The organism is Sorangium sp. So ce590, assembly GCF_051521365.1.
GTDB lineage: Bacteria > Myxococcota_A > Polyangia > Polyangiales > Polyangiaceae > Sorangium.
This window is the reverse complement of sequence record NZ_CP150346.1, coordinates 5288235-5302887: the sequence shown is the minus strand read 5'-3', so window position 1 is coordinate 5302887 and position 14653 is coordinate 5288235. Positions and strand designations below refer to the sequence as shown.

Annotated in this window: 9 protein-coding genes and 1 pseudogene; 5 read left to right on the top strand and 5 right to left on the bottom strand. The window is 69.9% G+C overall.

The features are described 5' to 3' along the window. Positions 1-109: 109 nt before the first annotated feature. A pseudogene (locus tag WMF28_RS20070) lies at positions 110-266 on the bottom strand (helix-turn-helix domain-containing protein); the annotation flags it as partial. A gap of 155 nt (positions 267-421) precedes the next feature. Here WMF28_RS20070 and WMF28_RS20065 point away from each other — a divergent pair. Then, entirely contained in the window at positions 422-1411 is a 990-nt protein-coding gene (locus tag WMF28_RS20065) for a zinc-dependent alcohol dehydrogenase family protein (protein WP_437604281.1), read from the top strand. A gap of 75 nt (positions 1412-1486) precedes the next feature. On the opposite strand, the gene WMF28_RS20060 is transcribed toward WMF28_RS20065, so the two are convergent. After that, complete coding sequence (locus WMF28_RS20060; RefSeq protein ID WP_437603864.1) at positions 1487-3820, bottom strand: response regulator; 2334 nt, start codon at positions 3818-3820, stop codon at positions 1487-1489. A gap of 844 nt (positions 3821-4664) precedes the next feature. Here WMF28_RS20060 and WMF28_RS20055 point away from each other — a divergent pair. Both WMF28_RS20055 and WMF28_RS20050 read left to right on the top strand, forming a co-directional pair. Further along, entirely contained in the window at positions 4665-5564 is a 900-nt protein-coding gene (locus tag WMF28_RS20055; protein ID WP_437603863.1) for an S-adenosylmethionine decarboxylase, read from the top strand. A 548-nt stretch (positions 5565-6112) separates the two neighbouring features. Further along, the gene (locus WMF28_RS20050) at positions 6113-7597 is read left to right on the top strand and encodes a serine/threonine-protein kinase (protein ID WP_437603862.1); all 1485 of its coding nucleotides are present in this window, start codon (positions 6113-6115) and stop codon (positions 7595-7597) included. 108 nt (positions 7598-7705) lie between these two features. Here the strand turns inward: WMF28_RS20050 and gstA are convergent, their stop codons facing one another. Both gstA and WMF28_RS20040 read right to left on the bottom strand, forming a co-directional pair. Then, positions 7706-8311, bottom strand: coding sequence for a glutathione transferase GstA (gene gstA, locus WMF28_RS20045; protein WP_437603861.1), 606 nt, complete (start codon positions 8309-8311; stop codon positions 7706-7708). A 181-nt stretch (positions 8312-8492) separates the two neighbouring features. Continuing rightward, a complete protein-coding gene (locus tag WMF28_RS20040) occupies positions 8493-8999 on the bottom strand; it encodes a GNAT family N-acetyltransferase (RefSeq protein WP_437603860.1) in 507 nt (168 codons plus the stop codon). A gap of 807 nt (positions 9000-9806) precedes the next feature. Between WMF28_RS20040 and WMF28_RS20035 the strand changes: the two genes are divergently transcribed. Next, on the top strand, positions 9807-12605 hold the full coding sequence (locus WMF28_RS20035) for an RICIN domain-containing protein (protein WP_437603859.1): 2799 nt from the start codon (positions 9807-9809) through the stop codon (positions 12603-12605). 155 nt (positions 12606-12760) lie between these two features. On the opposite strand, the gene WMF28_RS20030 is transcribed toward WMF28_RS20035, so the two are convergent. Then, positions 12761-13468: a DUF4336 domain-containing protein gene (locus tag WMF28_RS20030; protein ID WP_437603858.1), complete on the bottom strand. Its 708-nt coding sequence runs from the start codon at positions 13466-13468 to the stop codon at positions 12761-12763. A 217-nt stretch (positions 13469-13685) separates the two neighbouring features. Between WMF28_RS20030 and WMF28_RS20025 the strand changes: the two genes are divergently transcribed. Beyond that, complete coding sequence (locus WMF28_RS20025; RefSeq protein ID WP_437603857.1) at positions 13686-14633, top strand: glycosyltransferase family 2 protein; 948 nt, start codon at positions 13686-13688, stop codon at positions 14631-14633. Positions 14634-14653 lie beyond the last annotated feature (20 nt).

The following is a 14653-nucleotide window of genomic DNA, read 5'->3' as shown; positions in this document are numbered from 1 at the left end:
GAGATGCCCGTCATGCAAAGCGCGAGAACGTCGCGTCGAGCAGCGCGCGCAGCCGAGCCAGCCCCCGCAGGTCATGGTGATAGCCGATCCAGACGTCGCGCTCGGGCGGCTCGGTCAGCACGAAGCCGTCGCTCGTGCGCTGGAAGAGGGGGTGTCCAACAGCCTCCCCGAGCGCGCGGAGGCGTCGTCCCATGGTCGGATGGCTCTGGCCGAGCTGCCGCGCCGCCCAGCGTCCCGGCCCGCGCGACCGCAAGAAAGATCCTGATGTCGCTCTACTCCATGACCCTGCTGCACGATATATTCCTGTACGGCGCACGTGCAAGATCGTCCGTTTTCGTTCACTTCCGCTCGATCCATCCTGCAGGCGTCAGCTCCACCCACCGCGAGGAACATCGTCATGACGACCGTGAACACCTCCTTGATGCAGGCGCTCGTTCTGGAGAGCTTCGGCTCCCCCTTCCAGCGGACCGACATCGCCCGCCCCGTTGCTGGCAAGGGCCAGGTGCTTGTGCGGATCAAGGCGAGCGGGGTCAATCCGCTCGATCTCAAGATCCGCGCCGGACAGGCGGCGCACGCGAGGATGCCGCTGCCGGCCGTGCTGGGCATCGATCTCGCCGGGGTCGTCGAGGCGGTGGGGCCGGATGTCGACCGTTTCAAGCCGGGTGATGAGGTCTACGGGATGACAGGCGGTGTCGGCGGGCTGCAGGGCTCCCTCGCCGATTTCGCCGCGGTGGACGCCGACCTCCTGGCGATCAAGCCGGCCAACCTGACCTGGCGCGAAGCCGCCGCGCTTCCGCTGGTGTTCATCACCGCCTGGGAAGGCCTTGTGGATCGGGCCCATGTCCGCGCCGGCCAGAAGGTGCTCATTCATGGCGGGGCTGGCGGCGTCGGCCACGTCGCCGTCCAGCTCGCCCGAGCGCGCGGAGCGGAGGTGTTCGCGACAGGCTCCGCGGACAGGACAGCGCTCATCTCGAAGCTCGGTGCGACGGCGATCGACCACGCCAAGAGCTCGGTGGAGGATTACGTCGCTGCCCACACGGACGGTGAAGGCTTTGACATCGTCTACGACACGGTGGGCGGCGCCGTCCTGGATGCCTCATTCCATGCGGTGCGCCCCTATCATGGTCACGTCGTCAGCTGCCTGGGATGGGGGGCCCATTCGCTCGCGCCGCTGTCGTTCCGCGGCGCGACCTACTCGGGCGTCTTCACGCTGATGCCGCTGCTGACCGGGAAGGGGCGGGCCCATCACGGCGACATCCTGCGTCAGGCGACCGGGCTCGCCGAGGCCGGCGCGCTGAGGCCGCGGCTGGATCCGCGGCGCTTCACCCTGGAGACCGCGAGCGATGCCCATGAGGCGATCGCGGCGCGCACCGCCGCCGGCAGGATCGTGATCGAGATCGCAGCAGGATGATGGGAACCAGGCGGCCGGGCGGCCCGGCAACACGTGCGGTACACCCGGCAACGAGCTTCTCTGTGCGCCGAGGCGCTAGGCCTCGGCGCGGTGGAGCTCCTGCACGAGCGCGGCGAGCCCCGGCGGCGACGAGGTGAAGTGGATGCGCACCACGTCCTCGGCGCGCGGGTCGAGCTCGATCACCTTCGCGTGCAGCTCGCCGCCGAGCTGCTCCGCGAGCGCCACGGACGGGTGGAGCTGGAGGTTGGTGAACGGCGCAGGGCGGGGGTGCAAGCGCAGCACCGCCCCGAACGGGGAGAGCCCGAGGATGAAGGCGGACTGCGGCTCGCCCTCCACCCGCTTGCCCGCGAGGCGCGCGCACACGACCGGCAGCGGCGACGAGAGCGCGAGGATCTCGACGCGCCGCTCGGGCAGGTAGAGCCGCTCGGGGTTGTCGAGGCCCAGCACCTCGTGGACCAGCACGCGGTGCGAGAACCCCTTGACGGCCAGCGCGTGGCTCTGACCGAGCAGGATGCCGGCGCCGGCGGCGCGGCGCGTGGTGTCCGCGATGAGGATCTGACGGCCCACCGTGCACGACTCGATGCGGGACGTCAGGTTGACCTGCGAGCCGACCACCCCGTATTTCGTGCGCGCCTCGGAGCCGATGTTGCCGACGATCACCGGGCCGGTGTTGAGCGCGACGCCCATCTGGAGCGTCGGCAGGCCCTCCGCGCTGTTCTTCTCGTTCACCACGTCCATCGCGATCTGCATCTCGAGCGCGCACGCGACCGCCCGGCGGGTGTCGTCGCCCGTGGCGAACGGCGCGCCGAAGAGCGCGAGGATCGCGTCGCCGATGAACTCGATGATGGTGCCGCCGCGCGAGACGATGATGCGCGCCATCTCGCCGAGGTAGCCGTTCAAGAGGCGCATGACGACCTCGGGCGGCATGTTCTCGGTCATCGTGGTGAAGCTGCGCAGGTCGGTCATCATGATGGTGACCACGCGCTCCTCGCCGCCGAGGAGCTGGGCCTCGGGCGAGGAGAGCAGGCGGTTCACCACGTCCTCGCTCAGGTAGCGGCCGAACGTCTTGCGGATGAACTCGCTCTTGACCGACAGCTCCCCGGCGAGCTGCGAGAGCTGCTCGCGCGATCGCTTCAGCGTGAGCTGCGTGTCGAGGCGCCCGAGCAGGATGTCGAAGTCGATGGGCTTCGTCACGTGGTCGTTGGCGCCGAGCTTGAGCGACTCGACGACGTCCTCGCTCGCGCCCCGCGTGGTCACCATGATCACGGGCAGCTCCGCCTGCGACCGGCTCTGGCGCAGCGCGGAGAGCACGCCGAGGCCGCTGATGCCGGGCATGTTCACGTCGAGCAGCACGGCGTCGAACCGCTCGCGCGCGGCGAGCCCGAGCGCGCGGGGGCCGTCCTCGGCGGCGACCGCGCGGAAGCCGTTGTTCTGCAGCACGCGGCAGAGCACGTCGCGGTTGCCGCGGCTGTCGTCGACCACGAGGATCGCGCCGCGCCCGCCGCCCTCGATCTCGGCCTGGAGCGCGGGCTCCTCGCGCGGGGCGGCGACGTTGAGGTTCACGCTCGAGGGCGCGTCCTCATCGCCGTTCTCCATCGCCTGCACGATGCCGAGCAGCTTGCGCGAGGCGAGCTCGATGTTGCGGATGTCCTCGATGTGCTGCGGCGCGACCTTGCCCTGCAGCGACGCCACGAGCAGGCGCGTGTAGCCGAGGATCTGGTTGATGGGCGTGTACGGGTCGTGCCCCCCGCCGTGCGGCTCGTGGAGCCGCTGCGGCTCGCGCCCCGCCGACGGGCGGGCCGACGGCTGGTGCGCCGAGGGCGGGCCGACGGGCGAGGCGCGCCTGCCCGGCGCCGAGGCCGGCGCGTGGCCGCGGCCCGCGTCGTCGTGGCGCGACATCTCCGGCGCCCGCGAGCTCGGCGGCTCGGTCGCGGGCATCGCGAGCGGCCCCTCCGGCGGGTCCCATCGATCGAACGGATCCTGCAGCGCCTGGCCGCCGCGCGCCGCGCCCGCGCCGCCCGCGCCGCCCGCGCCGCCCGCGCCGCCCGCGCCGCCCGCGCCGATCGACCGCTCGCGCCAGCGCGCGTCCTGCGCGGGGTGGCTGCCGTGCAGCGCGTTCGAGGCGCTCGGCCGCTCTCGCCGCACGCGCGCGTCGGTCGGGAAGTGGCTGCCGCGCGCCGCGGGCGGCGCGGCCTGCGGGGGAGGGAGGGTGCTGCCGCCGCGGTTCGATGCCGGCCCCGGCGGCAGGCCGCTGCTGTTGTTGTTGCGCGCCGGGTGCGGCGCCGGAGGCACGTAGCTGCCGATGGTGTTGCCGCGCGCCGGGATCGTCTCCGGCGGGGTCCCTCGCGACGACACGGGGCTGACCGGTGCCTTCTTGTGCGCGTCCTTGTCGGAGGGGGATCGGGTCATGGCTCCAGCGATTCTACGCGTGCGCGCGTCGGGGCAACGATGGATGACACCTGGGCTTCAATTTTTATCGCACCCCGCCACCTGATCCACAACAGGTGGATTTCCTCCGCCGGCGCAACGCGCGCCCCCGAGGGCGTCCGGGCCGTCCTCGTGGACTCTTTCAGTGTGCCGGCATCCCGAAAGCGAGAGAGGTTCTGGCTCGCTTCCGGGGCCAACCCGCCTGTCGCAGCGCGTGATCCCCGGGGGGAGCGCGCGCGCCGCGCCGCGCTGGGGAGCGGGGAAACGGCCTCGGGGCGCCGCAAAGGGGGCTTCGAGCGCCCCGCGCGCGGCGCGCAAGACAGGCCCGCCTTGGACGCCGAGCGTCCCATCGATATCGTCCAGTTCCACGACTCCTGCGCTGCCTGACCGACATGCGCGCCGCCGGTCGCGTGGTCCGGAAGCGACTCGGCGCGTGGGCTGGAAGCCAGTCATCACGCCGCCTGGAAGCGAAATGAAAGACTTTTTTTGAAGTCAAGCGTCTCCTGCCTTCCCGCGGGCCTCGCCGCCCCCGCTGCGCAGCGGGGGCGGCGACCGTTCCAAGAGGGGGAGCCCGGCGGCGGGCGAGCGCTGCCGTATCGTGCGCCGTCCCGGCGAGCTCATCGTGCACGGCGAGGTGAGCCGATGGGCGAAGCGGCGGCGGATCGCGGGCCATGGCCGCACGACAGCCATGCTTGTATCCAGCTTCCCCACCTGATCATCGGATGGCGCACACGAATGTGCGGATGAAAGGCAGCTCGCGAAATTTCTCCGCTCGCGCCTGCTCCGCGTGGAGTAGCATCGCTCAACTCATCGACGAAGGGGCAACATGGATAAGGCACGCAAGAACCTCACCCATTTCACGATGGATGGCTTCCACGGCTTCCGCAGCCGTTTTGACGATGTGAAGCTGGCGCAGGAGCTCCTGGAGGAGGTGCCCGGCGTGCTTCGGCTGAAGCCGGTGATGCCTCCGTTCATCCTCCCGTACTACAACGGCGTCGTGGCCGAGGACTGCGGCATCAGCGCCTTCGTGCTGCTGCTCGGCGGCCATCTCACCATCCACACCTTCAGCTTCCGCGAGTGCTTCTTCGCGGATCTCGTGTACCCGGGGGCGTTCGATCCCCAGCGCGTTCAGCTGATGCTCCAGACGACGCTCCCCTGCCGCAGCGTGTTCACGCAGACGGTCGATCGCGGCGACGGCGGCGATCTCCAGGAGCGCAGGGGGCACGAGGTGGTGAGCCCCGATGCCGATTTCGGCCCCCACCTCTTCCTGCAGTTCAGCCCGTACCGCGGGCCCACCTCGCTCGACACGCTCTTCGACATCTTCGATAGCCTGCCGTCGAAGATCGGGATGACCCCGATCATGCGCCCCTTCGTGGTGAAGACGGCGACGCGCGATGGGGCCCCGGTGATCAGCGCGATGGTGATGATCGCGGAGTCGCACATCACGCTGCACATCTTCCCCGACAGCGAAGAGGCGTTCTTCGATCTGTTCAGCTGCAAGTTCTTCGATGTGGCGTCGGTCGTGCAGGTGCTGGCGGAGCAGTTCGGCGGCAACCTGACCGAGCAGGTGCTCGTCCCGCGCGGCCAGCGCTACCTGCAGCTCAGGACCGAGCGCCCGCAGGTGATGAGCCACGTGAACCAGTGGCTCGCCGCCTCGCACCCCGGCGTCTACGAGCGGATGCCGGGCGACGGGGGCCCGCTCGGGCCGAAGCCCTCCAAGGGTTGAGCTCGAGAGCGCGCGGCGCGCCGCTCGCCGATCCCGGCTATCTCGTCCTCGCCCGTTCGCATTCTGTCGCTGGGCGTCTCTGCGTCTCTCCCCATCCTCGCGTTCAACGCTGATCTTCACGGCCGCCTCCGCTCCCAGGGCGAGGGGCGACCCGCCGTGTGGCACGACCCGCCTCTCGCTCCGTCAGGCCACCGGTGCGGCGCGCGGCGGAGCGCGGCTCCGGAATCTCCTTACATCGTGCGTGTCGTCACGTGGACTCGACCGATTGGATGATATTTGTGCGCCTGTGCGCCTGTGCGCCGACATCGGTGCATTCCAGGTGTCCGTCCATGCCGTGAGCCCGGCGGTATCACGCGTGGACCCTCCGCGGGATCCGTGCGGTCGTGGGAAGTGGGAATCTCAACAATGCGACATCACGACGTTGCGGAGAACACTTGTTTCTCTTGCAGGGGCAATGAAGGCGTCGTAATGATCTAATTACGCGAGTTATCGGCTAGAGCCGACACGAACCACCGGCTCGGGCCTCTTCGAGAAGGAGTAGCAGAGGTATGCCCCTGCACACCGGACAGATGGTGACCCCTGCGCTGCGGCTCGTACGCATTCTCCGGCGGGGCGGGATGGGGAGCATATGGGTCGCCGATCGCCTTTCGCTGAAGGCGCAGGTGGCCGTGAAGTTCATGTCGCCCGAGTTCGCGGACGATCCGGGCTACGTGGAGCGATTCCGGCGAGAGGCGGTCGCGGCGGCGCAGATCACGAGCCCGCACGTGGCCCAGGTCCTCGATCACGGGCTGACGGCGGAGGGCATGCCGTACATCGCGATGGAGCTCCTCCGCGGCGAGGACCTCAGGGCCCGCATCCGCCGCCTGGGCCGGCTGCCGCTCGGCGAGGTGGCGCGCATCGTGGCGCAGACGGCCAAGGCGCTGGGGCAGGCGCACCGGCTCGGCATCGTCCACCGCGACATCAAGCCGGACAACCTGTTCCTGACCGAGGTGGACGGGGAGACCTTCGTCAAGGTGCTCGACTTCGGCATCGCAAAGCGGGCCCGGGACCTGGGCGTCACCTCGACGGGGAACGTCGTGGGGACGCCGCTCTACATGAGCCCCGAGCAGCTCATCAGCTCGCAGGACCTCGATTTTCGCGCGGATCTCTGGGCGCTCGGCGTCGTGGCTTACCACGCGATCACCGGGCAGGCCCCGTTCGGCGGGGATACGCTGGTGGCGCTCACGCTCTCCGTGCACACGGGCAAGTTCAGGCCGCCGAGCGCGCTCCGGCCCGAGGCGCCGCCCGCCCTCGACGACTGGATGCGCAAGGCCCTGCAGTTCGACCCGAGCGCGCGCTTCGGATCCGCCAGGGAGATGGCCGACGCGCTGGAGCGGGCGCTCTCTTCGCGCAAGCGGAGCGCCGAGTCGTGGGACCCCGCAGCCCGAGACGCCGGCGCGGAGATCCTGCCCACGTCCCGGATCACGAGCGAGCAGGACAGCGCGGTCACCCGGCGCCACCCCGCGCCGGGGCCCCGGACGTTCGCGCTGACGGAGACGGATCCCTGCGAGGCAGACGCCCCCGATCGCTCGACGACGGTCCTGATGGCGACCTCGAGCCGCAAGAAGCTCAGGCCCTCGGTGCGGCTCGCCACGATCGTCGCCGTCGGCGCCGTGGTCGCAGGCGTCGGCCTGTTCCTCGGCGTCCGGCACATCGCGTCCCCCGCCGACGGCGCCGCGCTCGCGGCCGTCGCCTCCCGCGGCGCCGGGTTGACCGGCTCGACCGAGGCGATGCTCCTCGCCAGCGTCGTGGATACGCCGCGGCTGCTGCTCGCGCCGGAGCTCCCGGAGCCCGTCCAGGCCGGCGCCACGCCGGAGCGGCCCGAGAACACGCCTGGGAGCGAGGCGACCCGGCCAGGCGCGAAGAAGAAGCCCACCGCGCGCCCCGCGCGGTCCCCAGGGCGGGTGAAGCCCACCCCGTCGACCCCGTCCGCGGGGAGGCTCACCCGGCGCATCAAGCCGTTCCCCCGCAACGACATCGCGATGCACAGGTAGCCCCTCGCGCCGCTCCTGATCGTCAGCGGCAGGGCGAGCGCCCGGGGCGAGCACGTCGGCAAGCTCGTGATCGCGGTCCGTCGAGGCGCTTGGAGGGGGAAGGGGCCGCTACATCCGCTGCTCGGCCGCGACGGCGGCCTGCACGGCAGGACGGGCGCCGACGCGCTCTCTGTACTGGCCGAGGACAGGCCAGCCGCCGAGATCGACGCCTGCGAGCTTCGTCCAGGTGAGCACGGTATAGAGGTAGGCGTCCGCCACCGTGAACTGCTCGCCGAGGAGGTGCGCGGTGCCGTCGAGGCGCTGCGCCACGTAACCGAAGCGCCGGCCCAGGTAGGCCCTGGCCGCGCTCTTCTGCTCTTCCGGCAGCCTGGGTTTGAAGAGGGGCGCGAACGGCTTGTGCAGCTCGGTGCCGATGAAGCTGAGCCACTCCTGCAGCCGGTAGCGACCGAGGGTGCCTGCCGGGGGCGCGAGCCCGGACTCGGGCTTCCGATCGGCGATATACTGGACGATCGCCGCCCCCTCCGTGAGCACCTCACCGCTCTCGAGCTCGAGCGCGGGGACGTAGCCCTTGGGGTTGATCCGGGTGAAATCGGCGCCCGAACTCGTCTTCTTCGTGCCGAGGTGGACGCGCTCGAGGTCGAACTCCAGGCCAGCCTCGCGCAGCGCGATATGGGGAGAGAGCGAACAGGCGCGAGGGCTGAAATAGAGCTTCATCTTGGCCTCCACCGGAGCTCGGGAGGCCGCATCCTTCCCCTCGCCGACGGTTTCGTCAAGAGGACCGCTCGGTCAACCTCGCTGTCCCGCTCGCCGACTCCGCTCGTCCACCGCTGCGGCTCATCCCCGACGCGCGTTATCGGCCGAACCCTATCGTCCCAGCCCTGCGCCCCGACGCCAGTCAGCGCGGCGGCTCCGCGCCGTCGCTCTGGGCCGGGTTGCTCAGCGGGTCGGCGTAGACCCCAGGGGCGGAGTCGGGGATGAGCGTCGCGCCGACCGTGCGCGCGTAGAACTCGGCAGGTCCGACGCCGCCGATGATGCCGTACGCATAGCCCATCTGCGCGAGGCCGTGCAGGGAGGCGAGGAGCAGCGCCTTGCCGACCCCGTGGCCGCGCTCGCTCTCGGCGACGCCGGTCGGGCCGAAGAAGCCGCGGCGGGTGCACTCGTAGGCGGAGAAGCCGATCACCTCGCCGTCGCGGATCGCGAGATAGATGCTGATGGGCTTGTTCGCGTAGCCGACGCTGATCTCATCGGCCCAGGCCGTCGTGAAGCGCTGCTCGACGAACCGCCGGACGCGCGTGATCTCGTATGGCGCCGCCCGCCGCACGACGACGGAGGCCCGCCGCATGGCCTCGATCACCGGTTCGAGCGGCGGCAGCTTGAGCAGATTGACGAGCATGTCGGACATCGGTCCTCCCGAGCAACAAGAGACAAGAGCTGAGGGCGGCTTGGGATGCGAGCCCGCCCCGGCCGGGCGTTTTACCATGATCCCCGAGCTGCCGGCGCGGCGCTCGGCGGCCTCTGGCGCAGGAATCTGGATCAATCCGCCGAGAGCGCCAGGAGCGCCCAGGGCGCATAAACACCAGGGAGTGCCGAAATTTCCTGTCTCGCGGGCGCGATTGGCATCTTGACGCCTGTGCGTCAAAATTCTTCTCCTGACGTTCTGGTGCCCCGGCCCCTCGGCCGCTCGTGCCATCCCGTCCAGTCACCGCGCAAAAGAACCGGCCCACCTGGATTCGTGAAGCCGTCGGCGCTCGCGAAGACCTGGTCGCTGGTGGATCCACCCGGGAGTCGCAGCGTGCTCGATTCAAATACGGCTTAACCAGTTCAGTCTCACGGGCGAACTCGCGGACGAAAGCCGCCGAGGCTTCGGTCGGTGTCGGATATTGCGCTACCAATTGTCACCTCATAACGGCCGTTGTCGTGACTTCGGAATAGTCACGTCGTCTCGCAAAACACCTCGAAATACAGGTTCTTCTTGACCTGCAAGTCGACATGAAACAATAACTACCCTCGTCGCAGTGCCTGACCGAGCACGGAACGCGCCCACTTGCTCCGTGCACCTCGCGAGAGAGCTTCACCGGACGGCCACCGCGGCGATATCTCGGCAGCCTTAACCTTCACCGCGCGGCGAGCGCGTCCGATCAACGAAGGGCAGCGTCGAGCTGTAAACAGATCGGCTTTTTTACTTGGTTACAATCATGAGGAAAATCCTATGAGACTCACATCCAGGCATGCCTTGCTTGCCGCCGCGACGGGCCTTCTCGCCGTCTCCTGCGTAGGTCTCGCGGAGGACTACGACAGCGAGGAAGGCGGCGAGCTCGACGAGAGCCTCACGATCGATCCGAGCGCGGCGTACACGATCGTCGGCGTGCACAGCAACAAGTGCGTGGAGATCCGCGGCGCGAGCAGGTCGAGCTCGGCGGCCGCGCAGATCGCCACCTGCAGCACCGGCAACACGAACCAGCTGTTTCGGGTGGAGTCCGCGGGCAACAACTTCTTCCGGCTGCGCAACGTGAACAGCGGCCTCTGCCTCGGGGTCAACGCAGGGTCGACGTCGAACGGCGCCACCATCGTCCAGTCCAGCTGCGGCAACGCCACGAGCCAGCAATTTTCTATCGCGGACGTCGGCGCCAACCAGCGGCTCACGAACCGCAACAGCAACAAGGTGCTCGACGTCGCGGGGCGCTCGACGTCGGACGGCGCCGGCCTCCAGCAGTGGAGCTGGGCCAACGGACAGAACCAGATGTTCTCGATGAGGGCCGTGGCGGGCTCCTCGACCTCGTCGTCGACCTCCTCGTCGTCGACGACCTCCTCGTCATCGACGACCTCCTCGTCGACGACCGGGACCGGCGCGGGCGGGGCCGGCGGCGCGGGCGGGGCCGGCGGCGCGGGCGGCACCGGCGGCGCGGGCGGCACCGGCGGCGCGGGCGGTACGGGCGGCACCGGCGGTACGGGCGGCACCGGCGGTACGGGCGGCACCGGCGGTACGGGCGGCACCGGCGGTACGGGCGGCACCGGCGGCGATACGGGGGTTTCCCCGGCGTCCGGGTGCGGGCTCGGCTATAGCCAGCTCCCGAACGGCAAGGGCGGCGTCAACGTCGAGGCCGTCTGCATTCCGAGCGAGATGAACTTCGACATGGCCACGTCGCTCGCGGCCTTCAAGACGACGGTCTATCCGCTGCTGACCGCCAACTGCTCGGGCTGCCATAGCTCGACGGGCAAGGCCCAGGCGCCCCTCCACGCCGACGTCGATCCGGCGCTGGCCCACGAGTACGCGCTCACGCGCGTGAACTTCAAGAAGCCGGCGGACTCCAAGCTCGTTGTCCGGATGGGCATCGACCGGCACAACTGCTTCGGCTCGAGCTGCAGGGACGCGAACACGCAGATGCTCTCCGCCGTGCAGGCGTGGGCAAACGCCGTCTCGTCGACCCTGCCGGTGACCCCGCGCCCCGTCGCGGCCGGCGAGCAGGTCGCCGAGGCCACGGTCAAGTCGTGGATCGCGACGGACAAGGCCACCGTTCCCGCGGCCGACGCGGAGTTCATCAAGTACGCCTCGCTGCACGAGATCCACAACAAGGGCGTCTCGGCGGAGGAGATGAACGTGGCCCGCGTCGGGCTGTCGAAGGCGCTGAACTCGACCGCGCGCTGGGCTCCCACGATCGTGAACCCGGTGGACATCAACGGCAAAGGCATCGTCTACCGCTTCGATACCCGCAACTACTGGGGCTACAACAAGGGCGTCACGAAGCTCCATTTCGGCGGGTCGGACGACGACGTCTTTTTCGGGAGGACCAGCGTCAACTACCTGGGCGAGCCGGTCGGCTCCGATGTCACGTTCAGGGAGAAGTACCGGTACACCTCGGAGGTCCAGAGGGATCCGAGCTTCGCGCGCCTGGTCTGGGGTCGCGTCCTCGCCGGCAACGTGGAAGGCGCCACGGACAGCGCGGTGCTGCCGCCCTACATCGACGGCTTCAAGACGGATTACATCGAGGCGAGCCAGCTCGTCTACACGCTGACCCGTCCGGACGTCTACAACTCCATCATGGCGATCCCCTGGTACGCTCAGGATCTCGAGAGCGAGCTCGGCGTCATCAAGGACGCGGGGATGAAGTCGTACGAGTATATGGTCACCAAGCAGGCCATCACCGTCGACTCCCGCATGTACTTCAGGGCGAAGACGAGGCGCGGCGGGTACTACTGGAAGACGTGGGACGTCTTCTCCGGGCAGCTCGACGGCGTGAACACGATCGAGCAGGCGTACGAGTCGGGGCAGATCCGGTTCCCCTTCTGGGCGCACCCGATCCCGAAGTTCATCAGCGGGACCGGCATCGGCGGCACGGCGAACAACTACAGCTTCATCGCGACCCTGGCTCAGCCCCAGGGCACGGAGCCGCCGGGGTGCGACGCGGCGCCGAGCTACGGTGGCAGCGGCTTCGTGAACTGCCGCTACTACACAGGGACCGACGGGCTCCAGCAGTCGGCCGAGGAGGTCATCTGGGATCTGCCGAACGGCCTGCAGGGGTACTCCCTGTGGGGCGGCTTCAACCAGCGCCGCGTCGACGCCTTCGTCAACATCGTGCGCGATCCGCGCATCCTCCGGAACGCCTCGGACGCGGCGATCAACAGCACGCTCGGCTTCGCCGCCCAGGACCGCCGCCTGAACACCGGCAGCTCGTGCATCGGTTGCCACGCGGACGGCATGAACCGCGGCAACAACGATCTGCGCGACTGGCTGGACGCCGGCGGCGAGCGCCTCCCGAAGGGCGAGCACGGGGTCGACGGGTGGGTCGACGACCCCGCGGTCGTGGCGCAGGTCAAGGAGCTGTACCCGCCCTCGTCCGTGATGCGGTCGCGGATGGAGGACGACCGCCGCGTCTTCCTCGCGGCGATGGCGAAGATGAAGCGGGAGATGATCCTCGGCACGGACAAGAACCTGTACGTGGAGCCGACGATCTGGACCATCGAGTGGGCGCAGAACTTCTACAGGTACCCGGCGACCCGCTCCAACTAGCGCGGTGACAGGCGCTGTCTGACGACCTCCGCCCGGCGGCTCGTCGGGCAGCGCCGGTGCCGCGTCCGGCATATCGACCCTACCGTCGCACCGTCGACGCTCCCCTCAAGAAGAACGCCAGGAGCGCCAAGGGCGCCGAGAGAGCCCGCGCGCTCTCATCTCGCCGGCAGGAGCGGGGTGGCCCCGCCGCCGATCCAGGCGAGCGCCCGCTGCGCCCGGTCCTTCGCGTCGCCCTCGACGACGTCGCCGTGGGCGACGACGACGCGCTCGAAGTCCCACGCGAGGACGTCGGCGACGCTCCGCGAGGCCGCGGCGCGGTCCCTCATGAGCACGCGCCACACGTGGTCCTGCGCGGTCTTCTTCCACGCGCCGCCGAGCCAGAGGAAGACCTTCATGCCGAAGCTGCGGACCTCGTGCACGTTGAAGAGGAGATCCGTCACGATGAGCGTCCGCGAGCGCGCGTGCAGGAACACGTGCTCCGTGATGTACGGCACGCCCTCCACGAGGCGAACGCCGAGGTCGTCGCCGAGCTCGGGCATGACGCCGGACCGAGACAGCGGGGTGAAGCGAAGGCCGGACAGCTTCTTCTCCAGCCCGGGCGCCCCGAGCACGCTCGCGCGCGGCCAGCGTTCGGTCGCGGCCTTCACGAAGAGGTGGTGGAGGCGGCTCGGGGCGACGATGGCGCGCACCTCGCCGAGCGCGTCGATCGCCCGGGCCGCGGCGTCGTCGAACGCGAGCGGCGAATGGATGACGATCCCGCCATCGGCCCGCCGCACGACGGTCGCGCGCGACGGCAGGTAGCCGACCGGCAGCCGCAGGTCCCTCTCGTAAGCCCACACGTCCTCGGCGATCGCTCGGAGCATCCGCTCATACAAGGCGCGCCCGGCCACGTCGTCAAGGCGGCAGCGTCGTACTGGCCGGCTGACACGACGACCCCAGGTAGACCGGCGATGCTGATCGCCGATTCGGTGGTCGTCCCCTGGGCGTCATTGCCGATTCGCCGACGCACCCCGGGAGACGCCGGTGCGGGCCGCGCTCCGCGTGACATCCGAGCCGGCGCGGTGCTATGCGTCGGAGCCGATGCCAGCCAGTGTTTGCCTGCCGGCGTACAACGAAGTCTGCACCATCGAGGCGACCCTCACCGAGCTGTCGCGGCTCGGTCCCGACGTGGACGAGATCCTCGTCTGCCTCAACGGATGCACCGACGGCACCGAGGGCGTCGTCGACGCCTTTCGAGGGCGGGAGCCGCGACTCGCCGTCATCCAGAGCGACCTTGGCAAGAACCACGCCTGGAACGCCCTTGTGACCCGGGCGCGCAACAGCCGCCTCGTGTTCACGGACGCGGACGTGCGCCCGACCCCGGGCGCCATCTCGGCCCTGCTGCGCGCCCTGGAGCGCTCGCCGCGCGCCGCCGTCGCCGCGGCGTTCGAGCAGCCGCGCGGGGTGCCGCCGGCGCCGCTCGGCACCGTCATCCGCCTGCTCACGACGAGCCTCGGTCAGGACTACATCTCCGGTCGCCTCTACGCCATCGACCGCGACCGCCTGGGCGCGGTGATGGCGGACCGAGGGCTGCCGTGCGAGGGAACGCTCCCTCGGCTGCCCATCGATCTCGTCACCGAGGACTCGTGGCTCACCGCGCTCGTCGCGGGCGACACGCTTGTCGTGGTCCCCGAGGCGCCCATCCATTTCGAGGTCGACAGCATGGCCGACGTCGTCCGCGCGCTGGCGCGCAACGCCGCCGCGAGAGAGCAGCTCCGCTCGAGCTACCCGGAGCTCTATCGGCGTGACGACGCCCGCCTGCTCTCGATGCAGACCGCGCCGCGGATCCTCATGGAACGGTTGAAGTCGGCTCCCGGGCCGGGCGCCGTCGTGCGCGGGCTGGGAGGGATGGCCCTCAGGGCCGTGCTCCACCGCGCGCTCGGACGGCAGATCACGGCGCGACGCGATCGGATCCTGGCGGACGTCCGCGCCGGCCGCGGCGGGCGCGTCATGGCCACCTCCGGTCGCCTCCCCTCGAAGGGCGGCTGAGCGCAGCGCGGCCGGAGCGC

Bases quoted from the DNA above. Each gene is read 5' to 3' on its own strand.
- WMF28_RS20065 (WP_437604281.1), top strand. From the start codon at position 422: ATGCAGGCGCTCGTTCTGGAGAGCTTCGGCTCCCCCTTCCAGCGGACC.
- WMF28_RS20060 (WP_437603864.1), bottom strand. From the start codon at position 3,820: ATGACCCGATCCCCCTCCGACAAGGACGCGCACAAGAAGGCACCGGTC.
- WMF28_RS20030 (WP_437603858.1), bottom strand. From the start codon at position 13,468: ATGCTCCGAGCGATCGCCGAGGACGTGTGGGCTTACGAGAGGGACCTG.
- WMF28_RS20025 (WP_437603857.1), top strand. From the start codon at position 13,686: ATGCCAGCCAGTGTTTGCCTGCCGGCGTACAACGAAGTCTGCACCATC.
- WMF28_RS20035 (WP_437603859.1), top strand. From the start codon at position 9,807: ATGAGACTCACATCCAGGCATGCCTTGCTTGCCGCCGCGACGGGCCTT.
- WMF28_RS20050 (WP_437603862.1), top strand. From the start codon at position 6,113: ATGCCCCTGCACACCGGACAGATGGTGACCCCTGCGCTGCGGCTCGTA.
- WMF28_RS20055 (WP_437603863.1), top strand. From the start codon at position 4,665: ATGGATAAGGCACGCAAGAACCTCACCCATTTCACGATGGATGGCTTC.
- WMF28_RS20040 (WP_437603860.1), bottom strand. From the start codon at position 8,999: ATGTCCGACATGCTCGTCAATCTGCTCAAGCTGCCGCCGCTCGAACCG.
- gstA (WP_437603861.1), bottom strand. From the start codon at position 8,311: ATGAAGCTCTATTTCAGCCCTCGCGCCTGTTCGCTCTCTCCCCATATC.